Source organism: Amycolatopsis panacis (assembly GCF_003600245.1).
GTDB lineage: Bacteria > Actinomycetota > Actinomycetes > Mycobacteriales > Pseudonocardiaceae > Amycolatopsis > Amycolatopsis sulphurea.
Map to the genome: position 1 here is coordinate 65013 of NZ_QZFV01000063.1, position 24658 is coordinate 89670.

The 24658-nt window shown below is 68.9% G+C and carries 21 protein-coding genes and 3 pseudogenes; 10 read left to right on the forward strand and 14 right to left on the reverse strand.

All coding sequences use genetic code 11. From position 1 onward, the window contains the following. The first annotated feature begins 51 nt into the window (after positions 1-51). A complete protein-coding gene (locus tag D5S19_RS06320) occupies positions 52-1119 on the forward strand; it encodes a BUD32 family EKC/KEOPS complex subunit (protein WP_120022376.1) in 1068 nt (355 codons plus the stop codon). Here the strand turns inward: D5S19_RS06320 and D5S19_RS06325 are convergent. Next, positions 1116-1664: a hypothetical protein gene (locus tag D5S19_RS06325; RefSeq protein WP_120022377.1), complete on the reverse strand. Its 549-nt coding sequence runs from the start codon at positions 1662-1664 to the stop codon at positions 1116-1118. The genes D5S19_RS06320 and D5S19_RS06325 overlap by 4 nt on opposite strands. Continuing rightward, complete coding sequence (locus D5S19_RS06330; protein ID WP_120022378.1) at positions 1661-1921, reverse strand: hypothetical protein; 261 nt, start codon at positions 1919-1921, stop codon at positions 1661-1663. Before D5S19_RS06330 ends, D5S19_RS06325 begins: the two co-directional genes overlap by 4 nt. A gap of 115 nt (positions 1922-2036) precedes the next feature. Between D5S19_RS06330 and D5S19_RS06335 the strand changes: the two are divergent. Then, positions 2037-3143, forward strand: a pseudogene (locus tag D5S19_RS06335) (Hsp70 family protein); the annotation flags it as partial. 648 nt (positions 3144-3791) lie between these two features. Then, positions 3792-4178: a hypothetical protein gene (locus tag D5S19_RS31600; RefSeq protein WP_147397347.1), complete on the forward strand. Its 387-nt coding sequence runs from the start codon at positions 3792-3794 to the stop codon at positions 4176-4178. Between the two features lie 10 nt (positions 4179-4188). On the opposite strand, the gene pcp is transcribed toward D5S19_RS31600, so the two are convergent. Both pcp and D5S19_RS06345 read right to left on the reverse strand, forming a co-directional pair. Next, the gene (gene pcp, locus D5S19_RS06340; protein WP_120022379.1) at positions 4189-4797 is read right to left on the reverse strand and encodes a pyroglutamyl-peptidase I; all 609 of its coding nucleotides are present in this window, start codon (positions 4795-4797) and stop codon (positions 4189-4191) included. Further along, positions 4794-6239 (reverse strand): M1 family metallopeptidase, encoded by a 1446-nt coding sequence (locus D5S19_RS06345; RefSeq protein WP_120022380.1) that lies wholly within the window; start codon positions 6237-6239, stop codon positions 4794-4796. The genes pcp and D5S19_RS06345 overlap by 4 nt, the downstream gene beginning before the upstream one ends. A gap of 142 nt (positions 6240-6381) precedes the next feature. Here D5S19_RS06345 and D5S19_RS06350 point away from each other — a divergent pair. Continuing rightward, positions 6382-7929: pseudogene (locus D5S19_RS06350) on the forward strand (BTAD domain-containing putative transcriptional regulator); the annotation flags it as partial. Between the two features lie 102 nt (positions 7930-8031). On the opposite strand, the pseudogene D5S19_RS06355 reads toward D5S19_RS06350, so the two are convergent. Then, a pseudogene (locus D5S19_RS06355) lies at positions 8032-9002 on the reverse strand (ATP-binding cassette domain-containing protein). A gap of 124 nt (positions 9003-9126) precedes the next feature. Between D5S19_RS06355 and D5S19_RS06360 the strand changes: the two are divergent. After that, complete coding sequence (locus tag D5S19_RS06360) at positions 9127-10077, forward strand: endonuclease/exonuclease/phosphatase family protein (RefSeq protein ID WP_120022381.1); 951 nt, start codon at positions 9127-9129, stop codon at positions 10075-10077. A 4-nt stretch (positions 10078-10081) separates the two neighbouring features. Here D5S19_RS06360 and D5S19_RS06365 read toward each other — a convergent pair whose 3' ends face one another. From D5S19_RS06365 to D5S19_RS06375, 3 genes are read right to left on the reverse strand one after another with little or no spacing between them, the layout of a single operon-like run. Next, positions 10082-10987 carry an SIR2 family NAD-dependent protein deacylase gene (locus tag D5S19_RS06365; protein ID WP_120022382.1) on the reverse strand — a complete coding sequence of 302 codons (906 nt, stop codon included), beginning with the start codon at positions 10985-10987 and terminating at the stop codon, positions 10082-10084. Beyond that, positions 10980-11288 (reverse strand): antibiotic biosynthesis monooxygenase family protein, encoded by a 309-nt coding sequence (locus D5S19_RS06370; protein ID WP_120022383.1) that lies wholly within the window; start codon positions 11286-11288, stop codon positions 10980-10982. The genes D5S19_RS06365 and D5S19_RS06370 overlap by 8 nt, the downstream gene beginning before the upstream one ends. 31 nt (positions 11289-11319) lie before the next feature. Continuing rightward, positions 11320-12732, reverse strand: a complete 1413-nt coding sequence (locus D5S19_RS06375; protein ID WP_120022384.1) for a M1 family metallopeptidase — start codon at positions 12730-12732, stop codon at positions 11320-11322. 58 nt (positions 12733-12790) lie between these two features. Here D5S19_RS06375 and D5S19_RS06380 point away from each other — a divergent pair, with 58 nt between their 5' ends. Next, a complete protein-coding gene (locus D5S19_RS06380) occupies positions 12791-13543 on the forward strand; it encodes an alpha/beta fold hydrolase (RefSeq protein ID WP_407641720.1) in 753 nt (250 codons plus the stop codon). A 4-nt stretch (positions 13544-13547) separates the two neighbouring features. Here D5S19_RS06380 and D5S19_RS06385 read toward each other — a convergent pair whose 3' ends face one another. From D5S19_RS06385 to D5S19_RS06400, 4 genes are all read right to left on the reverse strand, one after another. After that, positions 13548-14501 (reverse strand): peptidoglycan recognition protein family protein, encoded by a 954-nt coding sequence (locus D5S19_RS06385; RefSeq protein ID WP_120022385.1) that lies wholly within the window; start codon positions 14499-14501, stop codon positions 13548-13550. A gap of 87 nt (positions 14502-14588) precedes the next feature. Continuing rightward, a complete protein-coding gene (locus D5S19_RS06390; protein WP_120022386.1) occupies positions 14589-15464 on the reverse strand; it encodes an HhH-GPD family protein in 876 nt (291 codons plus the stop codon). A 23-nt stretch (positions 15465-15487) separates the two neighbouring features. After that, positions 15488-15979, reverse strand: coding sequence for a beta-class carbonic anhydrase (locus tag D5S19_RS06395; RefSeq protein WP_120022387.1), 492 nt, complete (start codon positions 15977-15979; stop codon positions 15488-15490). Between the two features lie 355 nt (positions 15980-16334). Beyond that, positions 16335-17435, reverse strand: a complete 1101-nt coding sequence (locus D5S19_RS06400) for a LacI family DNA-binding transcriptional regulator (RefSeq protein ID WP_120022413.1) — start codon at positions 17433-17435, stop codon at positions 16335-16337. Positions 17436-17630: 195 nt separating this feature from the next. Between D5S19_RS06400 and D5S19_RS06405 the strand changes: the two genes are divergently transcribed. The 3 genes from D5S19_RS06405 to D5S19_RS06415 are packed head-to-tail and all read left to right on the forward strand — an operon-like array spanning position 17631 to position 20266. Then, positions 17631-18536 carry a metal ABC transporter solute-binding protein, Zn/Mn family gene (locus D5S19_RS06405; RefSeq protein ID WP_120022388.1) on the forward strand — a complete coding sequence of 302 codons (906 nt, stop codon included), beginning with the start codon at positions 17631-17633 and terminating at the stop codon, positions 18534-18536. After that, complete coding sequence (locus D5S19_RS06410) at positions 18536-19372, forward strand: metal ABC transporter ATP-binding protein (protein ID WP_120022389.1); 837 nt, start codon at positions 18536-18538, stop codon at positions 19370-19372. Before D5S19_RS06405 ends, D5S19_RS06410 begins: the two co-directional genes overlap by 1 nt. Positions 19373-19375: 3 nt before the next feature. Continuing rightward, on the forward strand, positions 19376-20266 hold the full coding sequence (locus D5S19_RS06415; RefSeq protein WP_120022390.1) for a metal ABC transporter permease: 891 nt from the start codon (positions 19376-19378) through the stop codon (positions 20264-20266). 10 nt (positions 20267-20276) lie between these two features. Here the strand turns inward: D5S19_RS06415 and D5S19_RS06420 are convergent, their stop codons facing one another. Continuing rightward, positions 20277-21596 (reverse strand): alginate O-acetyltransferase AlgX-related protein, encoded by a 1320-nt coding sequence (locus D5S19_RS06420; protein ID WP_120022391.1) that lies wholly within the window; start codon positions 21594-21596, stop codon positions 20277-20279. A gap of 50 nt (positions 21597-21646) precedes the next feature. Continuing rightward, positions 21647-22870 (reverse strand): DUF445 domain-containing protein, encoded by a 1224-nt coding sequence (locus D5S19_RS06425; protein WP_120022392.1) that lies wholly within the window; start codon positions 22868-22870, stop codon positions 21647-21649. Positions 22871-23199: 329 nt separating this feature from the next. Between D5S19_RS06425 and D5S19_RS06430 the strand changes: the two genes are divergently transcribed. Continuing rightward, the gene (locus D5S19_RS06430) at positions 23200-24618 is read left to right on the forward strand and encodes a coiled-coil domain-containing protein (protein ID WP_199730377.1); all 1419 of its coding nucleotides are present in this window, start codon (positions 23200-23202) and stop codon (positions 24616-24618) included. The last annotated feature ends 40 nt before the right edge of the window (positions 24619-24658 follow it).

Genomic DNA, 24658 nt, shown 5'->3' on the forward strand with positions numbered 1-24658 from the left:
ACCTTCGTCGCTGCTGCGGAGGGAAGGCTGCCTTCTCTATGCTCGGGTGGTATGGCGGACTCCCGGATCGCACGGCACACCGCGGTGGCTACCGCGCTTTCCTTGCTGAGCAACCATCAGCTCACCCGGATGCTCGATCGCGCACCGGCGGTGGCCGAGGGAATCGGGGGCACCGCCGTGCGGCTTGAGGTGGCGGGGGCGCCGGTGTTCGCCAAGCGGGTGCCACTCACCGAGCTGGAGCGCCGGGGTGAGCACTTCCGTTCTACGGCCAATGTGTTCGAGCTGCCTCCTTATTGTCATTACGGTCTCGGTTCGGCCGGTGGTGGTGTCTGGCGGGAGTTGGCGGTGCACGTGATGACCACGGGCTGGGTGTTGTCCGGGGAATGCGCACACTTCCCCTTGCTGCACCACTGGCGCGAGCTTCCGATGGCTCGCCGGGTGAGCGACCCTGGCGAACGCGAGAAGTCCGTGGCCTTCTGGCATGGTTCAGCTGCGGTCCGCCGCAGGCTCCAGGAGCTGGACGGCGCGACCACCAGCCTCGTGTTGTGCTCCGAATACCTGCCGACCACGGTGCACCACTGGCTGCGTGACCACCTGAGTGACGCGGAGCGGATCGAGGAGCAACTGCTCGCCATGGCAGATTTCCTTGAGCGGCAAGGTCTTCTGCATTTCGACGCGCACTTCGGCAACATCCTCGCCGACCGCGACCGCATCTACCTCACGGATTTCGGGCTCGCCTTGTCCACTCGGTTCGACCTCAGCCAGCAAGAACAGGAGTTCGCTGCCCGCAACATCGGGCACGACCGCGCCTATCTGCGCACCCACCTGGTCAACTGGCTGGTGACCGAACTTGCCGGTACCACCGACCGTGCCGAACGCACTGCCTACCTTCAGTGCATTGCCCAGCCCGTTCAGGGTGTACGGAGTAGCGAGAGCCCGTACGACACGCGGAGCGTCCACCATCCTCGGAACTCGATCGAGTTGCCGGAACCGGCTGCGTCGATCGTGTCCCGGCATGTCGGCACGGCCGTGCGTATGAACGACTTCTACCGGCGCTTGGCCGAGGAGAGCCGGGCCACCCCGTTTCCGGCGGAAGAGTTCAGTCGCCTGCGCGATTAGCCATCGACCACCTCCAAAACCTCGTGCAGTTTGGCGCGGAGCGAGTCCGCGTCGGCTCCGGTCGGCGCCAGCGGGCTGTGGTGCGCGATGTCCACCAATGCATCGACCAGCGCCGGTGCGGGACGGATCAGGTCGATTTCGCCGAATTCGGGTTCGTGGCTGATCTGGTGGATCCGCTGGTGGGACAGTCCGATCAGATCGGCCAGTGCGCGCTGGGAAAGCTGCCCGTTCAGTTCGCCGACGAGCCGGCGGCGGGCTCGGTCGCGCCAGTGGGCCAGCGCGGCCGCGACCCGTTCGGCTGCCTGATACTCACGGATGAGGGCAGTGTGGTCCTTTTCGGAGAACTCGTAGCGCCAGCTGATGTCGAAGTGGTCCGGCTCGGTGCTGGTCAGATCGGCGATGACCTCGCGCATGCCCGGATCGACCTCGGCGAAGTGCTCGAAGTCCGCTGCTCCCACGGTGCCTTCGGCCAGGCCGTCGGTCACGACCGACACCCACAGGTTGTCCTCGCGCGTGACGGTGACCGGATAGGTCGGGCAACTCATCGTTTCTCCATCCACTTTTCGCCGAACAGGTGGGACAGTCCGCTTTCCACCGCGCGCAGTACTCCGATCGAGACGTCGCGCGAATGGCCGGTCAACGCGAAGCGCGCAACTGCGCCGCTACCCTTGCCGACCACCACATACATCATGTGCGAGCCCTTGCCTCTTCCCCTTCGCTCCTCGATTGTGTAGCCCTTGTGCCTTGCCGCCGCCCTGGCCAGCTGTAGCACCGCTGCGGCTTTCATCCTCTTGATGACCACATGCTAAGTCTAGCCCTCTAGACGCGCAAGTGTCTAGTCTGATAGGCTTGTTGTCATTGGCGCCGGCTCGCCTGGTTCGCGGGATCACGTGCCGGGGATTGTGGAGGGGGAGAATGTGGACGTCTTGTCGATCGATTTCGGCACTGCGAGCACGGTCGGAGTGCTTTCCGCGTTCGGGAGGGAATCTCGGGCTCTTGAGGTCGACGGGTCGGTCACCATGTCGTCCGCGGTCTACGCCGCCGAAGGCGGCCTGCTCGTGGTCGGACAGGATGCGCAGCGGCGGGCTCGGCTCGATCCGAGCCGCTTCGAGCCGAGCCCGAAGCGGCGGATCGGGGATGGGGAGCTGGTGCTAGGCGAGCGTGCAGTGTCCATTGTCGACGTGTTCGCCGCGGTGCTCCGGCGGATGGGCGAGGAGGCCGTGCGACAGTTTTCGGGGCTCCCGGACGAGGTGCGGCTCTCGCATCCGGTGGGCTGGGGTGTGGCCTGGCAAGAAACTCTGCGGGCCGCGGCGGAGAAGGCCGGGTTCCGCGGGATCCGGTTGGTGCCGGAGCCGGTCGCCGCAGCTGCGCACTATGCGTCGCGCGGTGCACGGGGTCCCGGACCGCTCGCGGTCTACGACCTCGGGGCGGGCTCCTTCGATTGTGCGGTAGTGGGCTTCGGCGCCGATGGACTCTCCGTGCTTGCCGGGGACGGGCTGGCGGATCTGGGCGGCCTGGACATCGACCAGGCGCTGATCGTCCATATCGGACGGTCGGTTTCGCATGCCGATCCAGCGCAGTGGCAGCGGTTGTTGCGGCCACAGTCGACCGCTGATCGCCGGCAGCGGCGCGCGTTGCTGCAGGTCGTGCGTGACGCGAAGGAGAGCTTGTCCCGGCACGCGCGGACCGAGGTGCCGATGCCCGATCCGTTCGGCGACGTGCTGGTCACCCGGGCGGAGCTGGAAGCCTTGGTGCGGCCGAGCCTGTTGCGCAGCGCCGAGCTGCTCGCCGCGACGATCCGGCGAGGCGGGCTGAGCGCGGCACAGCTCGGCGGGGTCTACCTGGTCGGCGGTCCGAGCCGGATGCCGCTGCTGGCCGAGCTGGTCGGCAAGATCGTCGGCGTGGCACCGACCACCCAGGACCAGCCGGAAACGGCGGTCGCTTTCGGGCTCCACCACGTGCCACTCGACGAGATCGATTCGGGAAGTCTTGCTGTAGCACCAATCGTGGCGCCGGGGTTGCCGTGGATCCCGGTTTCGGGCCTAGGACCAGGTTGGACTGGACAACAAGGGGAATCACCGGCTTCGGCGGACGTTTCGGGTGCGCCGCCGGACGAAGGGAAGTCGCCGGATGGGGTGCGAGCTTCTCCGCCGGGGGCTGTCGGGGCTGCCGGGGTACCGGGCGGTTCGAGGCCGAGGCAGGACGTGACATTGCCGGGCGCTTCGGGGTTGTGGTGAGGCGTGGTTGTGTCGGGTACTCCGGGGTTGCGGCGAGGCATAGCTGTGCCGGGCAGTTCGAGGTTGCAGCGAAGCATGCTGCGCCGAGTGCTTCGGGGTTGTGGCGAGGTGTGGTTGTGTCGAGTACTTCAGGGCTGCAGGAGGCATGGCCGTCCCGGGCATTTCAGAGCTGCAGTAAGGCATGGCCTGGCAGGGCGCCTCGGAGTCGCAGCGCGGTATGGCGGCGGAACCGGCGACGGGCAAGGTTCGGCCGCGTATCAAGGGTTGTTGCCTTCGGCGGGACCGGAAGGAACGGCGAAGGGTTCTTCGTCGGCGTCATCGGGCACGGCATTGGTCCTGCCACAGTCCTCCGGTTCGCCGGCGGTCTCGATCCCAGGCTTGGGGCCGTATCAACATCGGCCGGGAGTCTCGGGGCTGGACGGGCTGACTCCCTGCATGCTCAAGCTGGCCGGCGCCGTCGCGAGTTATGGTCGGACGAGCCCGCGATCACGGACGGGACCGCGGGTCGGGCGGGTGGCGCTTTGCCGGTTTCCGCAGGGAAGTTACGGCGTCACCTTTTGCGAGGGCATCGAGCTGGGCAAGATAGAGCAAGGTGTGCGCAAGCAGATGAGTGGCCGGATCCTTGATCACCGATGGCAAGGGGGTGAGTTGTGCGGCCGGCATCGGGAGGAAGGCCGGTCTTCTGTTCTTCCAGTCCGATGGGCTGGGGTGACCGGGATGCTGATGAACAACGGCGCGGAGTACCCAGCCCAACGGCCGGAAGACCTTGTCGGGTCCTACGAGGAGGGCAGTTTCGACGAGGAAGTGTTGCCAGGACAGTGAATCGAGAGACTCAATGCAGGGTGCCGGACGGTACCGGCATGTCCGTGGCGACCGTCTGCGCGGTGTCGATCACGAGGCCGAGCGCAGCGGCCGAATTCGCGACGGAGAGATCCGCCTCGGCGGGGACGTGTACGAATCCGCCGCGGAGGTCCGGCAGTTCGGTGGCGAGCAGGTGGAGGAGGCCGTAGAAGACCTGATTGCACACGTACGTACCGGCGGTGAATGAGACCGCGGCGGGCAACCCGGCTGCTTCGATCGCGGCTACTGCGGCTTTGACGGGCAATTTCGTGAAGTACGCTGCCGGGCCGTTCTCGACCACCGGTACGTCGATCGGCTGTGCCCCGGCGTTGTCCGGGATCCGGGCGTCGACGAGGTTGATCGCCACCCGCTCCGGCGTGACCGCGTGGCGGCCGCTCGCCAGGCCGGTGCACACGACCAGCGAAGGCCGGTGCTCCTCGATCGCGGCGCGCAGCGCGGGCAGCGCCGCGCCGAACTCGCAGGGCAGTTCGACTGCCACTGTGTCGTTCCGGCGCGACGCCGCCAGCGAAGCGGCCTGCCAGGAGGGGTTCGCGGCCGCTCCGTCGAACGGCGCGAACCCCGTCAGCAGCACCGCTGTCACGCTGCCGGTTTCAGATCGCCCGGGTAGAGGTACTGATCCGCGGGCTTTCCGGTGCCGTAGATCCAGGCATCGAAAAAGCCTTGCAGATCCTTGTGCGCCACCGCTTCAGCGTAGTGCTGGAATTCCTGCATGTTCGCGTTTCCGTCACGGTGCAGCGCGGGCCAGGTCTTGAGTACGCGGTCGAAAGCGGCCTGTCCGATGTACTTGCTCAGCGCGTGCAGCATCATCGGGCCCTTGGAGTACACCGCAGTGAACTCCTTGCCGGGGCCCATGTCGTAGAGCTTGCCGCTCCAGAAACCCTGGGTGACCGCGCCGACCTTGGTCCGGTACCGGTCGTCCAGGTTCACGCTGTGCTTGGCCTGGTCCCAGAGCCAAGTCGCGTATGAGGCGAAGCACTCGTTGAGGCAGACGTCTTTCCAGTGGTCCACCGCCACCGTGTCGCCGTACCACTGGTGGGCGTTCTCGTGCACGATCGTGCTCTCGTCGCCTGCCCGGCCCGAGTAGATCGGCCGGCTCAGAGTCTCCAGCGAGAATCCGATCGGCTCGGCGAGGAAAATGCCGCCTGCGGCGTCGACCGGGTACTTGCCGAACTTCGACTCCAGGAAGTCGAGGATCTCCGGCAGCTTCGCTTCGGCCTCCTTGGTCGTGTCGGGCGTGCCGGGTGCGAATGCGCTGACGATCGGGGTGCCGTCCTTGCGCTGCTGGCGATCGAAGGTCCACTTGTCGATGGCGACCGTGGTCATGTACGGCGCGGCCGGCGTGTTCTCCGCCCAGACGTGCGTGGTGCCGCCGGGCGCGGCGAACGAACGGCCTTCGCGGCCGTTGGAGATCACTCCCCACTCGTCCGGAACCGTGATGGCGAGATGGAACGTCGCCTTGTCCCGCGGAGTGTCGTTCGCCGGGTACCAGGTGGTGGCCGACTTCGGCTCACCGGCCACGAACGCGCCGCCGGATTCCGAGAACTGCCAGCCGTTGTTGCCGAGCACCGGGTCCTTGATCGGCGTGGGCACGCCGTGGTAGGCGATCTCCGCCCAGAACGGCAGCCCCTTGAACAACGGCACCCGGGGCGTGATGACGAGCTCGTGGTCGCCGCTTCGGGTGAACTTCGCGGACTGCCCGTTCACCTTCACCGTGTCGACGGTGAGGCCCTTGAGGTCGAGGTTGAACGAGCTGAGCGACTGGGTCGCCCGCGCGGTGATCGTCTGCAGCCCGGTCAGCTGGTGGCTGTCCGGTGCGTAAGAGACCTTCAAGTTGTAGTCGGCCACGTCGTAACCGCCGTTGCCGTCCTGCGGGTAGTAGCTGTCGCCGCCGCCGTCCGAGCCGGGCGCCGGTCGTCCCCAGCCGTCTTGTCCGGCCGACGCGACCCCGGTGACCAGGCTCAACGCGGCGAGCGTGGCGGCGGCCGTCACCGTCGGGCGGCGCCGGCGGTTCGATGCAGTCATGAGGCTCCTGTCTGATCGGCGGATCAGGGCAACGTATCGGGCACGGCCGGTCACGGGGATCGGCCGAAAGTGATATGTCCGGAAAATCCCCACTTCCGTCGGGTGCGGCCCGTTCGCCGCCGCAGTCAGGAAGGCTGGAGTCGTGTACGCGGCGTTGCTGGGGCCGTTGCGGGCGGCGGAGGACGACGGCACGCCGATCGACATCGGCGGCGCACGCCTCCGCATGCTCCTGGCCAGGCTCGCGCTGGAGGCAGGTCGCGCGGTACCGGCCGACACGCTGATCGACGGGCTGTGGGGCGACGAGCCGCCTGCCGACGCCGCCAACGCGCTGCAATCCCTGGTCTCGCGGCTGCGCCGGGTGCTGCGGCAGCCCGGCGTACAGCTGGAGTCCGGCCCAGGCGGGTACCGGCTCGTGATCTCCGCCGAAGCGGTGGACGTGCACCGGCTCGAGCAGCTGGCCACGGAGGGCCGGAACGAGCTTGCCGCCGGACGTGACCCCCGTGCTGCCGAGATACTGCGTGAAGCGCTGGAGCTGTGGCGGGGTGCGGCGCTGGCCGATGTGCTCGACGCGCCGTTCGCCGCCGAGTTCGCCGGTCGGCTGGACGAAATGCGTGCGGAGGTCACGGAGGACCGGTTCGAAGCCGAGCTGCGGCTCGGTCGGCACGCCGAGGTGCTGTCCGACCTGGCTGCCGCCGTGCAGCAGCAACCGTTGCGAGAGCGACTGGTCGGGCTACGAATTCAGGCGTTGTGCGCCGCACGGCGGCAAGCCGATGCGTTGCGCGCGTACGAGGCGATGCGTGCCGTCCTGGCCGAAGAACTTGGCGTGGATCCGTCCGCGGAGCTACAGGACGTCCACTTGCGAGCCTTGCGTGGCGAGTTCGCGTCGGAGCCTGCCGTGGCCGACCGGTTGCCCCAACGGCTGACCAGCTTCATCGGCCGGACGGATGAGCTGAAACTGCTCGCGGACGCCCGGCTGGTGACACTCGTCGGTCCGGGCGGAGCCGGGAAGATGCGGCTCGCGACCGAAGCGGCGTCGAGACACCCCGCGCAGGCGCGGAGCCGGGTGTGGTTCGTGCCGCTCGCCGGCGTGCGCGATGCCGCGGACGTGCTCGGTTCGCTGCTCGCCGCGCTTGAGGTGCGGGAGACGCGAGTGGGCGAGACCGAGGTGCGGCGTCGGCCGCTGGGGTCGGTGGAGCACGCGGCGGAGGTGCTTTCCAGTGGGGAATCGCTGCTGGTTCTGGACAATTGCGAGCACGTGATCGACACCGCGGCCCGGCTGGCCGACGACCTGCTGCGCCGGGTGCCCGGGTTACGGGTGCTCGCGACCAGCCGCGAGCCGCTCGCGATCACCGGTGAGGCGTTGTGCCCGCTCGGCCCACTGCCGGTGCCCGCCGACACCTCCCTCCCGAGCGAGGTCGGTTATTCCGCGCGGCTCTTCCTGGATCGTGCGGTCGCGGTACGTCCGGGCTTCCACCTCGACGAGTCCACAGTGGAGGCTGTCACGCAGATCTGCCGTCGGCTGGACGGAATGCCGCTCGCCTTGGAACTGGCCGCGGCCCGGTTGCGCTCGATGACCGCCGGACAGATCGCTCTCGACGATCGGTTCCGTCTGCTGACCTCGGGCAGCCGCACCGCCCTGCCGCGTCAGCGCACCCTGCGGGCGGTGGTCGAGTGGAGCTGGGATCTGCTCGGGTTCTTGCGGATCTTCAGTATTCTCCGCCAAGCAAGGAAAAAGAGTGTTGCGCCGCATGTCCGAAGTGGATTCGGTGGGGTGGGTCGAGTATGGGTGCGGTCATCGGAGGCTCCCTTCGAGCGCTCGGTCCGAAGTGGACTCCTTGACGGTATGCCCGGTCAGTGCCAGGAAAACCTCGTCGAGGCTGGGCAGGCGCAGGGCCAGCTCGTCGGAAGTGATGCCCGCCTCGTCCAGTTTCCGGACCAAAGTGGACAGCAGGACCGGATCCGGCACTGGTGCGGTGAGCAGTCCGCTGCCGCTGTAGTGGGCGGGCGTGACGCCGGTGAGTTCCCCAAGGATGCGGGCGACGGTGTCGAGATCGTCCGCACGCGTCGGGCGCACTTGTACGGTCTGGCCGCCGACGAGCCGCTTCAGCTCGTCGGCCCGGCCGTCGGCGACTACGGCCCGTGGTCGAACACGGTGATCCGGTCGGCCAGCTGATCGGCCTCTTCGAGGTACTGAGTGGTCAGCAGCACGGTCGCGCCGTCCGCGACCAGCCCGCGCACCACGGCCCACACCTCGTTGCGGGCGTGCGGATCCAGCCCGGTGGTCGGCTCGTCCAGGTAGAGCACCGCGGGACGACCGACTAGGCTCGCGGCCAGGTAAAGCTGGCGGCGCATGCCCCCGGAATAGGTGCGGATGGGCCGTTTGGCCGCGTCCGTCAGCTTGAACCGTGCCAGCAGCTCCTTCGCACGGGCCCGCGTCCGGCCGGGTGAGTCCCAGCAGCCTGCCGAGCAGCACCAGGTTCTCGGTGCCGTTGAGGTCCTCGTCGACCGAGGCGTACTGGCCGGTGAGCCCGATCTGGCTGCGGACCCGAACCGGGTCGCGCACCACGTCGTATCCGCCGACCGTGGCGTGCCCGGCATCCGGTTTCAGCAGGGTGGCCAGGATGTGGACCGCGGTCGTCTTGCCCGCGCCGTTCGGCCCGAGCATCCCCACCACGTGGCCGAACGGTACCTCCAGGTCCACCCCGTCCAGCGCTTTCGTCTCCCCGAACCGCTTAGGCCCTCGGCCCGGATCGCGTGTGACATTCGTTTCTCCTTCGGGACGGCACCAGCGACCTTGCCCTCCTGACCTGGCAGGCCACGCACAGCTTGCTGACAGCGCCTGTCAGGCCCCGGCAGCGGTACTGATCGGGACGGCATACTCAGGCACATGGTGATGGAGGCCAAGCCGCGCAACCGGGTGGTCACAGCTCTGCTGCTGCTCGCAGGGCTGCCCCTGCTGACGGTCGCAATGCTGCGCACGGTCGGCTACGACGGCGGTGGCTGGTACCTGACCGCACTGCTCTCGCTCACGCCGTACCTGGTGGTCTACGGAGCGATACTGGGCGCGCTTGCGCTGCTGCTGCGTCGCTGGTGGATCGGCGGGGTGGCGCTGGCGCTGGCGGTGCTGCTCGTGGCGTTCGTGGTGCCGAGGGTGCTGTCCGACGATCAGCCGAACGCTCACGGCCGCACGGTGCGGGTGCTCGCCGCGAACCTCTACCTCGGTCGAGTGGACCCCGCGACGGTGCTGCAGCTGGTCCGGGACAACCGGGTGGACGTGCTGAACCTGCTGGAGCTGACCCCGGCCGCGGTGTCCGGGCTGGAGAAGGCCGGGCTTTTCAAGGACCTGCCCTACCGCGTGCTGCACCCGGCGAACGGCGCGAACGGCTCCGGCATCGTTTCGCGGTTCCCGCTCACCGAGCAGAACTACGCCGGGGATTCCTCGGCCAAGCAGCCCGGCGCGGAGGCCGACCTCGGCGGCGCCAAGCTGGAGGTCATCGCGGTGCATCCGCGTTCGCCGGACGTCGGGTTCGACGGCTGGGAGCAGGAGTTGCGGGACCTGTCCCGGGCAATCGGGGAGCACGGGCTACGCGTGCTGGCCGGCGACTTCAACGCGACCCTCGATCACGCCGCGTTGGGCACCGTGCTCTCGCGCGGGTACGTGGACGCGGCGGCGAGCGTCGGCGATGGCCTCGATCCGACCTGGCCGAACACCGCGATCCCGTTCGCGACACTCGACCACGTGCTGGTCGATCGCCGCGTCGCCGTGCGCGACTACCGAGCGCTCGACGTTGTGGGCACCGACCATCGTGCGGTGTACGCCGAGGTTCAGCTGCCGTGACGGCTCAGGCCAGCCGCGACAAGGTCTCCAGCGCACCCGCCGGGATGGAGACACCGCGGCCGTGGCGGACCTGCGGTTCGCGCGGGTTACTGTGCCGATCATTGCTAATCCGACCACAGTCACGGCCTGATGGCTTCGTAGCAACGGTTACGTGCCGGGTGGGGGTCGGCCTACTTTTGGTCGGATTAGCAATCCGGATCAGCGCGCCGTTCGCCGCGCTGGCCAGCTCGGCGTAACGGCGGACGGTCGGCACTGCCTGTCCGGCGCCCAGCTCGACCACCACCAGGTCACGGTGCTCGCGCCGCCAGGCGGTCAGCTCGTCCAGCTGCGCCTGGCTGCGGTCCCGGACCCAGTCGTAGTCGCCGAACATCAGAATGTTCGGCCGGGCCAGGTCCCCGCAGCGGGGACACGCAGGCAGCGGCGGGCGCGCCCGCATGGTCGGCTCGTCCAGATCCACCACGACCTCGTCGGCGGGCCAGATCTCCCGGGTGCAGCCCGCCAGGCACTGCAGGTGGTGGATCGAGCCATGCGCCTCCGCCACGAACGGAAATCCGGCCGCCTGGAACTGTCCGTCCACATTGGACGTGAACACGCGCACGCCGCCGGGTTTCGCACGTCCCCATTCGAGCAGCAGGCCGAATCCGGCATGCGGCACGGTGGCCTGGTAGAGCGCCAACCGATGCCCGTAGAAACCCCAGGCCAGCTCGGGATCCTCGGCGAAATGCCGGGGGTCGGCCAGCTCCTCGAACCGCAGGCCGAGCCCCGCGTAGGACGGATAGGCCCGCCAGAACCCCTCGTCGCCGCGGAAATCGGGCAGTCCGGAGTCCACGCCCATCCCGGGGCCGGCGCACACGAGCAGTGCGCCGGCCCCGTGGATCAGCTCGGCCGCGCGGGCGAGTTCGTCACTCACCCGGCTTGGACTCTTGCACGACCTCGAACTCCAGCAGGCTCGCCCCGCTGGCGACCGGGTTCTTACGCTCGCCCGCGTGTGCCTCGCGCGACGGCCCCTTGGCCCAGGCCTGGTAGTGCTCCTCGGACTCCCACTTCGTGTAGACGAAGTAGCGCTGGTCGCCGGACACCGGCCGGAGCAGCTCGAAGCCCAGGAACCCGGCCTGCTGGTCCACCGCGTGCAGCCGGGCGGCGAACCGCTTCTCCAGCTCGGGGCCGGCGCCTTCGGGAACCTCGATTGCGTTGATCTTCACCACTGCCATGCCCCCAGCCTACTGACGCCGGGCGCCCGGGTCAGTGGCGCAGCGCGCCCGGGTAGAGGTCGGCGTCGGTGGGCAGTTTCGTGCCGTGGAACCAGTCGGTGAGGAAGCCGCGCATGTCGTGGCCGGCCAGCCGGGCCACGAGCTGCTCGAAATCCGCCCAGGTCGCGTTGCCGGTGCGGTGCTCGGCGGGCCATTCGTGCATCAGCTTCGAGAAGGCCGCTTCGCCCAGCTCCCGGCGCAGCGCGTGCATGGCGAGGATGCCCTTGTCGTACACCGCCTCGAACTCGTGCCCGGCACCCATGCCGACCAGCTTGCGGGCCCAGAAATCCGCGCTGTTCCTGGTGATCTCCACGGCCGTGCGGTACTGCTGGTCGAGGTCGTTGCCCTCGCGTTCGGCCCACAGCCATTGCGCGTAGGAGGCGAAGCACTCGTTCAGGCAGATGTCGGACCACGAGTCGAGGGTCACCGAGTCGCCGAACCACTGGTGTGCGTTCTCATGCACCACTGTGGGCACTTCCGCCCACTTCGCGTACGTCGGGCGGGTCTGCGTCTCCAGCGAGAAGTGGATGTCCTCGTCGAGGTAGATGCCGCCTGCGGCGCTCTGCGGGTATGGGCCGAATTTGCTTTCCAGGAACGAAAGGATCTCCGGCAGCCGGGCACCGGTCGCTTCACGGGACTCCGCGCCGGGCGCGTATCCGGACACCACCGGCGTGCCGTTTGGCAGCGTGGCCCGTTCCACCGTGAACTTGCCGATCGCGATCGTGGTCAGGTAGCTGGCCACCGGATTCGGTTCTTGCCAGGTCGTGGTGGTCTTCCCGTCCTTGGTGCCGCTGCCCTGCTCACGGCCGTTCGAGAGCACCGTCCAGCCCGAAGGCACGTGCGCGGTGAGCGTGAAGGTCGCCTTGTCGCGCGGGGTTTCGTTGACCGGATACCAGAACGACGCGGAATGCGGCTCGCCCACCTGATAGGCGCCGCCGTCCGCGGACCGGCTCCACCCGTTGTCGCCGACACCGGAATGCGGGGTTTTCTCCGGCATGCCGGAATAACGCACCCGCGTGCGGAATTCCGTGCCGGAGCGCAGCGGATCGGCTGGGGTGATCACCAGCTCGTGTTCTTTCTGCCGGCTGAACTTCGCCGGTTTCCCCTCCACTTCGACCGACGCCACGTCGAGTCCGCGCAGGTCCAGGTTGTAGCTGCTGAGGTCCTGAGTGGCCTTCGACGTGACGGTGGTGTCCCCGTCGAGCCGGCCGCTCGGCGGGTCGTAGCTGACGTCCACGTGGTAGTCGAGGGCGTTGTAGCCGCCGTTGCCGTCGTCCGGGTAGTACGGATCGCCCGCTCCGCTCGCCCCGGGAACAGGGTGCAGCGGCGGCGGGTCGTCCGTACTGCACGCGGACAGTGCCAGCACGCCGGTGAGGACGAGGACAGCGGGTCGGCGGCTGAGCATGAGACTCAGCCTAGGGTCTCCGGGGAACGCGTGAACCTGAGCAACCCCGGGAGGACCAGTGCGACCAGGCCTGATCGACTTCGGCGGCGACCGCGGCACCGGCGTGTCGATCCTGGTGCTGCACGGGCTGATGGGCCGCGCCCGCACCTGGTGGCCGGTCGCGCAGTGGCTCAAGCGGTACGGCACCGTGCACGGTCTCGACGCGCGTGGGCACGGCCGGGCGCCGCGCACCGGGCCGTGGGCCACCGAGCAGTTCACGGCGGACATCGCCGAGGTGCTGGCCGAGCTGGGGCCGTCAGTGCTGATCGGGCATTCGATGGGCGGGCTGCACGCCTGGTCGGCCGCGGCCGAGCACCCGGAGCTGGTGCGCGCGGTGGTCAGCGAGGACTTCGCGCCGGATCAGCGCGGTCGCACGGTGGAGACCTGGCGCGGGTATTTCGAGAGCTGGCCGGTGCCGTTTGAATCGCTCGCCCACGTCCGCGAGTTCTTCGGTGCGGCGGGCGATTACTTCGTCGAATGTGTGGAAGAGCGCGAAGACGGCTATCACCTGATCGCCGATTTGCCCGATCTTTACGAGATCGCCGCGGAATGGGGCCGTCGCGACTATTGGCCCGTGGTGTCCCGGATTCGCTGTCCGCTGCTGGTGATCGAGGGCGAGCACACCGCGATGCCGCCGGGGCAGCAGGCCGAGATCGCGGCCCGGGTGCCCGACGCGCAGCACTTCGTCGTGCCCGGTTCGGCGCATCTGCCGCACGCTGAAGCGCCGGAGACCTACCGTGGTGCGGTGGAAGCATTCCTGTCCGGCCTGTGACGCCTCAGCGGGCCAGCTCCCTGCGCCACGCCGCGGCCGAGCGGCCTGTCGGCGCGATCAGCGGCCAGACGTCCGAGCCCAGGAAGCCGGACTCATCGGCGGCCCGTGCGGCCGTGCAGCTGTCACGGGACAGGCCGTGTTCGGCCGCTAGCGCCGCGACCGCCTGCGTGGTCGCCGTGCCGAATACTCCGTCGGTCGGTACCGGGAAACCGGCTGCGCGCAGGAAACGCTGCGCGGTGGCCACCTTGGGGCCGGCGTCGCCCGGCTTGAGCAGCGGCCACTCCGGGACGTCGGCCCGGCTCGGGGCGATCCCGAGCTGCTGTCCGACGGCTTCGCGCAGCTCCGGCAGCCGGTCGTAGAGGACTTGGCCGCAGCATTCGGTGGAGTTGAAGTCGCGGTGGCCTTTGATGAAGTCGGGCGTGATGTGGTACTGGCTCGCGATGTAGGCGAGCAGCTTGACCAGCGAATTCCAGAGCGCCACCGGTACGTCGACTTTGCTGTAAATGCCTTCGTTCTCGACGCCGAGGCATGCACTGTTGTGGTTGGCCACGTTCGCGCCCTGCACATGCTTGGTGCCGCCGCGCAGGACCTCCAGGCTGCGGTGCCGGCCCTCGGTCACGTACCCGCCGCGGCTGTTCGTGAACTGCTGCCCGGTGTCGATCCAGCCGCGGGTGTCCATGTGGAGGTTCTGGATGTCACGCGAGATCTGCAACGCGTGCGCGAGCGAGTAGTCGGTGTTGTTGCCGGGATCGACCGTGTGGTGCACGACGAGGTAGGTCGGCTTGTGGTTCTCCACCACGATCGCGCCGGTCGCGGCACGGGCCTTCCACTCGCTCGTCGGGTGGATGACGGGAGCCGCGGCCGCGGCTGCCCGGCCCGCCGTGGCGAGCCCGAGCGCTCCGGCCGCGGTGACCGTGAACCCGCTCTTCAGCGCGGTCCGACGCGTTGTCTCCCCCATGCGAACTCCTTCACCGGAATACGACGGAGGAAAGCTAACCCCGCGGCAAGATCATGACAACTTTTTGCCGACTTTAGGAGTAACTCGTCAGTGTTCCCCGGGAAGGGCGAACAGGCCGTTGCCGGTCTGTTCCAGCAGACCGTCGACCAGCAGCGAATCGAGACAGCGATCGCGCTGGCCCGCCTCGTGCCACACCAGATCCAGCCGCGCCTTCTCGACCGGGCCTTCGCTGCCGCGCAACACATCCAGCAGCAGTCCGCGGACCTGACGGTCGGTGCCGGCGAACTTCTGCACCGGCTTGGCCGGGCCGCTGTACTCGGGACGGCCGTTGTGCTGCCACGCGCAATCGGCGTGGATCGGGCAGTCCGCGCACCGAGGCGAACGCGCCGTGCAGACCAACGCGCCCAGCTCCATCAACGCCGCGGACAGCTTCGCGGCTGGGGCGTCCTCGGCCGGCAGCAACGCGTCGACGTCGGCCATGTCGCGGGTGTTCGACGCCGGACCAGCGTCGCCCGCACCGTGCACGGCCCGCGCGACGACCCGCCGCACGTTCGTGTCCACCACCGGCGCCCGCTTGCCGTAGGCGAAAGCGGCGACGGCCCGCGCGCTGTACGCGCCGATACCCGGCAACGTGAGCAGGGTGTCCACATCGGACGGTACGACGTCGCCGTGCTCGGCTGCGATCACGGTGGCCGCCGCGTGCAGCCGCAGCGCGCGCCGGGGGTAGCCGAGCTTGCCCCAGGCGCGCACCACCTCGCCGGTGGTCTCCGCGGCGAGCGCCGAAGGCACCGGCCACCGCGCCAGCCATTCCAGCCAGATCGGCTGCACGCGGGCGACCGGCGTCTGCTGCAGCATGATTTCGCTGACCAGCACGCCCCACGCCGAACACTCCGGCTCGCGCCACGGCAGGTCGCGGCCGACCTCGGAGAACCAGTCGATCAGTACGTCGGTGTCCACAGCCACCCCGACATTGAAGCCGACCCGCCTCAGGCCACTTCGGTCAGGCTCCCCGCCTTGACGTCGTAGACGAACCCGCGCACGTTCTCGGTGTGCGGGAGGTACGCGCTGCGCCGGACCCGTTCGACCGAGGTGCGCACGCTGTCCTCGACCTTCCGGAACGCCTCGACCGCCCAGGTCGGGCGCAGGCCGGTGGCGGTCTCCAGTTCGTCCTTGAACTCCTCGTCGGTCACCATCGACAGCCCGCACTCGGTGTGCTGCACGATCAGTACCTCACGGGTGCCGAGCTTGCGCTGGCTGAGCGTGAGCGACCGGATCATGTCGTCGGTGACCACGCCACCGCCGTTGCGCAGCACATGTGCCTCGCCTTGGAGCAGGCCGAAGATCTCGAACACCCGGATCCGGGCGTCCATGCAGGTCAGGATCGCGATGTGCATGGAAGGCCGCGGCGAGGACCGGTCGCCGGGCACGATGTCGCCGATTTCCTGGTTGCGCTTGAGCAGCACGTCGATGGAGGTCATGGTCACCCTTCGGCCACGCTTCCCCGCTGCTACGCGGGCGGTTCATCCCATGGAACCCGCCCAGGCCCTTCGGCACAATGCGGTGGGCCGGAAATCACGGGATGCTGTGAAGGGACCCTTCACAGCCTCAGCGTCCAGGGTGTCGGCAAAGTTGGTCGGGGACCCGGCAGTGGGCGATGCGGAGGTGTGTGCGACCACCTCGTAGCGTGCGCCGGACCGGTTTCGGGTCTGTGAAGGGAACCTTCACAGACCCAGAGTCCGTGAAGGGTCCCTTCACGGACCTCTACACCGACTTTGCCGGAACCCTGGCCTTTGGGTCCGTGAAGGGCACCTTCACAGACGTCAGACGCGGGGGTCAGCCGCCGAACCAGGGTTCGTCGATCGTGCGTGGCGGAGCGGAGGTGCGGCCCACGCGCAGTTCGGTGGGCAGCGTGATCACCTTCGGGCCGACCCGCTCGGAGGAGCTGAGCAGGAGCCGGCCGGCTACCTTGCCTTTCTCCAGTACCGGCTGGTGCACCGTGGTCAGGCCGGACCGCTCGGCCTCGGAGATGCCGTCGAAGCCGGTGACGGTGAGGTCTAGCGGTACGCGCAGGCCACGGCGTTCGGCCTCGGCCAGCGCGCCGAGCGCGAGGATGTCCGAGGTGCAGACCAGGGCGGTGACCTGCGGATACGCGTCGAGCAGCTGGCGGGCCGCGGACGCCCCATCGTCCACCGTGTGGTCGAAGCGCTCGACCACCGGCACGCTCGCCCAGTCCACGCCCGCGCCGGAGAACGCGGCGGCCAGCGCCTCCAGCCGGGTGCGCTGGACGTGGAAGTGCGCGCTGCTCTGCCGTTCCGCGTTGACGAAGTCGTCGTTGCGTTCGCGGGCCAGCCGCATGCAGAGCACGCCGATCTGCCGGTGACCGAGTGCGATCAGGTGGTCGGCCAGCTGGGTGACGGCGGTGGCGTCGTCCGGGCCGACCCGATCGATGCCCTCGATCCGCGGCTGGTCGATGATCACCGTGGGCACCGGCCGTTCCAGCACGGCGGCCAGATGCGGATCGTCGTCCGGCACGGAGTAGACGACGAAGCCGTCCACTCCGGCGCGGTGCACTGCGGCGAGATCCTCCCGGCCAGGGCTGGCGGGCACCAGGTGCAGCCCTACGCCGGCGTCTTCGCAGGCCAGCGCGAGTCCTTCGAGCACGCCGACGGCGGCCGGGTCGCGGAAGGCGTAGGACAGGTTCTCGGTCAGCAGCAGCCCGACCGCGCCGGCCTTGCGGGTGCGCAGCGAGCGGGCGACCGGGTCCGGGCCGGGATAACCGAGCCGCCGGGCCGTTTCGAGCACGCGCCTGCGCAGCTCGGGAGACAGCTGATCCGGGCGGTTGTAGGCGTTGGACACCGTGGTCCTGGACACCCCGAGCTCCGCCGCCAGCGACGCCAGTGTCGCCTGCCTCCGGGTGCGTATAGGTCGGCCCATCCGCGAACCGTAACGGTTCAGATCGGTTTCCTGAAGCAACACCCCTGTGGTGAGCGTCTCGATCCGCTGGGTGATCACCGGAGGTACGGCCACCTGGTGGAGCGACTGCGGTCATTCGGATGGGGTAAGCTGAATGTGACAACGGTTTCCATTAGCGATTCCCATGATCATTTTTCTGCGATCAGGAGTGCCCCGATGACTTCCCGCCGCACCAGAACGGCGCTCGCCGCGACCGCTGCTCTTTCCGTACTCGCGCTGGGCGCGTGCTCCGGCACCTCGTCCGAGGATTCCGCCGCCGAAGCGGGGGAGCAGGTGAAGGTGGTCGCCGCCACCGACGTGTGGGGCAGCGTGGTCACCGCGGTCGGTGGCGACAAGGTGAAGGTCACCTCGATCATTCACGACCCGTCCGCCGACCCGCACTCCTACGAGTCCACCGCCGACGACGCCCTCGCGGCCAAGGACGCCAAGCTCACGCTGGCCAACGGTGGCGGCTACGACGAGTTCTTCACCAAGCTCACCGGCGAGGCGACGAGCGCGAAGAAACTGGTCGCCTACGACATCGCCGCGACCGGCGACGAGAACGAGCACGTCTGGTACGACCTGCCGGGCGTGGAGAAGGTCGCCGACCAGGTCGCCGCCGCACTCGGCGAGATCGCGCCGAGCGCGAAGCAGACCTTCGACGACAACGCCAAGAACTTCAAGGGGCAGCTCGAAGGCCTGATCAAGAAGGCGGGCGGAGTGGGCGCCGCGCATCCGGGCAGCAAGGTCGTGGTCACCGAGCCGGTCGCGCACTACCTGCTGCGGAGCGCGAAGCTTGAGGACGCCACGCCGAAGGCGTTCTCCGACGCGGTGGAGAACGAGACGGACGTGCCCGCGGACGCGGTCGCCCAGTTCACCCAGCTGATCAAGGCCAAGCAGGTCAAGGCGCTGATGAACAACGTGCAGACGACCACCCCGCTGACCAAGCAGGTGGTCGGCGACGCGAAGGCCGCCGGCGTGCCGGTGGTCGATGTGGCCGAGACGCTCCCCGCCGGTGTCAAGGGCTACATTGACTGGATGACCAAGGAAGTGGACTCGCTGTCCGCGGCGCTGAACAGCTGATGTCCGCGTCGCTTCCCGAGGCCCGGCCCGCGGTACGCATCCGCGGTGCCGGGCTGGCGTTCGGTACGCGCACCCTTTGGTCCGGGCTGGATCTCGACGTCGAGCCTGGGGAGTTCCTCGCCGTGCTCGGGCCGAACGGATCAGGGAAGAGCAGCCTGCTGAAGGCGTTGCTCGGCGTGCAGCGGCTGTCCGAGGGCACGGTCGAGATCGCGGGCGGGCGTCCGGGCGGCGCAAACCGCGCGGTCGGGTACATCCCGCAGCAGCGCGCGATCGACGATTCGCTGACGCTGCGCGGATCCGACCTGGTGGGCCTCGGGCTGGACGGACACTGCTGGGGCATCGGCTTCGCCGGAATCCGCGCCCGGAAGCGCCGTGTCGCCGAAGCGATCGAAGCCGTCGGCGGTACGCGGTACGCGAAGCAGCCTGTCGGGCGGTTGTCCGGTGGCGAGCAGCAGCGGCTGCGGGTGGCGCAGGCGCTCGTGGGTGACCCGTCGGTGCTGCTGTGCGACGAACCGTTGCTGTCGCTGGACATCGCGCATCAGCGCGCCGTGAGCGAGCTGATCGACGCGCGCCGCCGCGAAGCCGGGACGGGCGTGCTTTTCGTGACGCACGAGATCAATCCGATCCTGCAGTTCGTCGACCGGGTGCTGTACCTGGTCAACGGTCAGTTCCGGATCGGCAAGCCGGACGAGGTGATGACCTCGGACACGCTGTCGCAGCTGTACGGCACGCGCGTCGAGGTGCTGTACGTCGGCGGCCAGATCCACATCGCCGGGGCGCAAAGCGCGCTGTGCGAGGACGAACCGCACCACCACGAGCAGGAAGCAGTGAGCTGAGCCTTGGACGGCATGTTCGACTTCGCCAAGACCTGGGACCTGATCACCGCGCTTCCCAGCGTGCAGACCGCGCTGGTGGCCGCCGCGGTCCTCGGGCTCGTCGCCGGGATCCTCGGCCCGCTGATCGTGATGCGCCGGATGTCCTTCGCCGTGCACGGCACCTCGGAGCTGGCGTTCACCGGTGCGGCCGGCGCGCTGCTGCTCGGCGTCGGCGTGGAGTACGGCGCGCTGGCCGGAGCGGTGGCCGCGGCGCTGCTGCTCGGCATCCTCGGCACCCGCGACGCCGACCGCGATTCGGTGATCGGCGTGATCCTGTCGTTCGGGCTCGGCATGGGCGTCCTGCTGCTGTCGTTCTACAAAGGACGGTCGGGCAACAAGTTCGGCATCCTCACCGGACAGATCATCACGGTGGACAACACCAACCTGACGTCGCTGGTGATCTCCGCGGTGGCGGTGCTCGCGGTGCTCGCCTGCATCTACCGGCCGCTGCTGTTCGCGAGTGTGGACCGCCCGGTGGCCGAAGCACGCGGCGTGCCGGTGAACCTGCTGACGGTGCTTTTCGCGCTCCTGGTGGGCGTTTCGACGGCGCTGAGCGTGCAGATCGTGGGCTCGCTGCTGGTGGTCGCGCTGATGGTCACGCCCGCCGCGGCGGCCGCGCGCGTGACGGCGAGCCCCTTGCGCGCGACGGTGCTCTCGGTCGTCTTCGCCGAAGTCGCCGCGCTGGGCGGCATTGTGCTGTCGCTCGCCCCCGGCAAACCCGTGAGCGCCTTCGTCACGGCGATTTCGTTCCTGATCTACCTGGTCTGCCGCGTGATCGCCTGGGCGCGCGACCGCAGCCGCGGTGTGCGCAGCCCGCGCGACACTGTCGAGACCGCTCCGGCCCCGGCCGGCTGACCCGCCGCGCTCAGCGGACCGGGTGCTGGGCCAGCGCCGTCTGCACGCTCTGGATGAACCCTTCGTCGGTGAACGGCACGAGCCCGCCGGACACGTTGCGCTCCACCGCTTGCAGCACGACCACCTCGGAGTTCACGAACTGGTCCACGGCCTGCGCCTGGGTGGTCTTGTCCGTCGAGTACGCCAGGTAGGTCACGTTCGTGAAGGCCGCGTCGAGGTAGCGCGAGGAAGCCAGGCTGAACGAGTCCCCGTAGATGAGCGTGCGCTGGTTGATGGTGCCCGCCAGTGGCGGGGCCGTGCGCTGCACCGGGGTGTCGATGTTGGCGAGGAACTCCGACGCCCGATCCGTCACGCCGTCCGGGCGCAGGGTGTACATCTGGTTCGTCTTGAACTGGCCGGATTTACCGAGCAGCAGCGGCAGGTCGGCGACCGCGTCGTACTGGCCGGACGGGGCGGACTGCCAGCTGTTCGAGATGCCCGGCCGCAGCTGGTCGGCCAGTGCGCGGGCGAGGACCAGCCCGCCCTCGTCCCGCCAGTGCGTGTCGTTCGGCGCGTAGATCGGCTTGCCGATCCGCGCGGCCGAGGCGGCCAGCGCCGGGCGCAGATCGAGCGAGTGGCCTTCGGTGATGATCTTGTACCAGTCGTTCGGCGCGGCGGCCTGCGAGCAGTCCTTGCCCGGGTAGCTGTCGGGCAGGAACTGGGGCACCATCGTCGACTTGTCGGGCGTCACCGCGAACACGAACTTCCGGCCGGAGGCTTCCACCGCCTGACGCAGTTGCTCGATCCGCTTCATGGTCGTGTCGATGTCCTGGGCCGGCGCGCACTTGGACTCGGCGTCGTAGCCGTAGTAGAGCCAGCCGTCCAGCCCCTGCACTACATTGCGGAACCCGGCCTGGGTAGTCGTGGGCAGCGTGGGACCGGCCGGACCGGACTTCGGTGCGCTGGGCTGCTGCAGCGGCGGCGCGGGGATCGGCCCGGAGTTCGCCGCCGATCCCTGGTCCAGCGGGGGCTCTTCGCCGAACACCCCCCGGCTGACCGCACCCGCGGCGTCGATCGCGCCCGCCCGGAAGGACAGCTGGTCCGTCGCCCACTTCGGCAGGTCGGTGAAGAACCCGAAGCCGGCGCCGAGGCTTGGGAACCCGGCCAGCTTGTGGTTCTCGATCTCGCCGGGGCGCATCCCGAACACCCACAGCAGGGTCGGCGTCGTGAAGAACAGCAACGCGCTGACCAGCGCGACGAGCTGACGCTTGCCGTGCCGGGGACGGTGCAGCGCGTGCTCGCGAGGCAGGTACGACTCGTGCACGGCGGGCAGCTGGGGTGGTTCGGACACGGGTTCACGTTAGCCACGTCGGATGCGCCCGGTGCGGGGAACACCGAAACTCAGCCAAGCATGAGCAGCACCTGCAGCTCGCCGACCAGGAACCCGATCACTCCGCCGACCGCGATCAGCTTCCACTCGTCCTGCCGGAACGCCGGGCGCAGCAGTCCCTCGAACTCCAGCGGGGTGAGCGCGAGCATCCGCTGTTCCACCAGCTTCGCCACGTCCATGGCCTCGGTCAGGTAGCCCTCGGCGTGCCGGACGGTCAGCGGCAGCTCGGCCAGCGCCCGCTGCGCGGCGTCGTGCTTCATCTCCTGCAGACGCTGTGTGCCGACAGCCAGAGTGACCACCGGCCGGGCCACGCTCACCTGTGTGTCCACCGCGTGCCCGACAGCGCGTTCGACCAGGCTCACCAGCCGGTCCGACTTGGGGCCGCGCAGCAGTGCGTCGAGCAGATTCGGCACGGTCAGCACTTCGTTGGCGATCATCTCGCCGTACTGGCGGGCGACCTCCGCGCGTCGGCGCTGGAACTTGCCCTGCAGGATCACCCGGCCCACCCGCACCGGCTCGCGCGGGAGGAAGATCATCTTGATCGCCAGCCAGTCGGTGAACAGTCCGATCGCGCCGCCGAAGATCGGCAGCACCAGCGGTTCGCGCGTGAACGCCCACACCACCGCCTGCACCAGCCCCAGCCCGAAGCCGAAGAAGATGCCCGCGCGCGCGATGAACGTCATCTCCGGCCGGGAGGTTTCGCGGATCAGCCGGACCAGCAGCGCCCGATCGCGGGTGAGCCGTTCGACGGTCATGTGCCGGACGTCGAGCACTTCGTCGAGGCGATCGCGGATCTCGTCGAGGAATTCCCGCACCAGCTGCGGGGTACTCGCCTGGATCTGCTTGATCAGCATTTCCTGGGCGAGTGCGGGCAGCATTTCCCACAGTCGCGGGTGATGCTGCCGGAGCACGTCGCGGGCGATGCCGTCCACGACGCGCAGCAGCGGCTGTTCCAGCTCCCGGGTGACCAGCGCGGGATCGACGCGGGCGAAGACCTCTTTGATGTCCAGCAGATTCGAGGTGAGCAGATCCGTGGCGATCGCCGCCATCCGGCCGCCGTGCTTGGGCACCACGCCCTGCCAGCCGAAGAACGGGCGGAGACCGACGAATTCGAGGGGCCGGAACATCATCTCGATCGCCACACGCTTGGTGACGTAACCGATCAGCGCGGCCACGAACGGCATCGAGGCGTACACCGGCCAGTGCCGCGCGAGATCGTCCAATACCGCGTCCACCGGGCCTCCCTCCGGCTCCGGCGGAACCGTATCGCACCTGCGCAGGAGCGGTCGCGCTCGCTCGATGCCGGCGAAACTCTCTCGCAATGATCTCCGCTCCGCCACCCGGCGGCGGGTGCGCTCCCCTGACCAGGCGCACCCCACACGAGTGAGTCACCCGAACGATGCGCCTGCCGTCCTCCCCGGCCGTGCGGCCGCCGGGTCCTGCCGACTTGCCCGGCGGTGACTTGCTTGATCGGGATGCCGGGGCGTGACGGTGGGTCTCGCGTTTGGTAATGCAGCCGTTTGGCGGTACGTGCAGAAGGTGCCCAGGTCATTAAGGTGTCCCGATGGTCGCGCCCGAGAAGTCCGAGCCCGCCGCGAAGAGCGCCTCCTTCGCCGTCACGATGCGTGGCTACAACCAGCGGCAGGTCGATGAGCGAATCATCGAACTGACCCGTGAGCAGCAGCAGACGTCTCGCAACCGCGACGAGGCGATGGCCACCGTCGCCGAGCTGACCAAGGCGTTGACCACCGCGCAGCACGAGCTGGCCGAGGCGAAATCGGCGCTGGTCCGCGTCAGCTCCAGCCCCGCGGGCGCCGGCGCGATGGCCGAACGCGTCCGCCTGATGATGCAGCTGGCCGAGGAGGAGATCGCCGACCTGCGCGCCGCCGCCGAGGCCGACGCGGTATCAACGCGCACCGAAGCGGACCGCTACGCACACGAGACCCAGCGCGCCTCGGACAAAGCGGCCAAAGACTCGGAATCCGAACGGCAGCGCCTTCTCGCCGAGACGAAGGCCGACCTTTCCGCCCGCGAGGCGGACCTGCAGGCCCGCACGACCGCCGCCGAAGAGGACATCGCCGCTCGTCTGGCCGACCTGGAATCCCGTACTGCGGCAGCGAATCAGGACATCGCCACGCGTACCGCGGCTGCCGATGAGGACATCGCGACGCGTACCGCCGCGGCTAATGCGGACATCGAGGGTCGAACCGCGGCAGCCGACGAGAACATCGCTGCCCGGCTGGCTGACCTGGAATCCCGCATTGCGGCAGCGAATCAGGACATCGCCACCCGTACCGCGGCTGCCGATGCGGAAATTGCGAGTCGGACTGCCGCCGCCGAGGAGGACATCGCCACTCGCACTGCGGCTGCAGACGCGGACATCACGGCCCGCACCCAAGCCGCCGACAAAGCTCGCGCCGAGGCAGACGCCGCCGCGACCCGTGCCCGCGCCGAAGCGGACGAAGCCGCCTTCGCGGCCCGTACCCAAGCTGACGAGGCAGCCGCCCAGGCCCGCGCCGAGGCAGACGCGGCAGCGTACCGCCTCCGCGCCGAAGCGGACTTAGCCGCGGAAGAAGCCCGTACGGAAGCCAATGCCGCAGCCGAACACGCTCGCTTCGCCGCCGACGAAGCGTCCGCACTCGCCCGCGCGAACGCCGACGAGGAAGCCGCCCGCGTACGCGCTGAGACCGCCGCCGCCGCCGAAGCCAACGCCGCCGCCATCCGCGCCGAAGCCGACCGCCGCGCCTCGGAAGAAATCGCCATCAAGAAATCCCAGGCGGACAACGCTCTCGCCGACGCGTTGCAGAAGCAGGCTGCAGCAACGGAAAACCACGCTCAGGTCCGGGCTCTGCGCAGCAAGGTCGCCGACCACATCGCCGCCACCAACGATGCGTTCCAGGAAGCCCTCCGCCTGCTCGCCCCGCTGGAGGGCGAGGTGGGGAACGCCATCCCGAACGGGGCACCTCAGACTGTCGCGGATTAGCAACGTTCAATTCGACCAAGTTGCTCATGCCTTCGAGAAG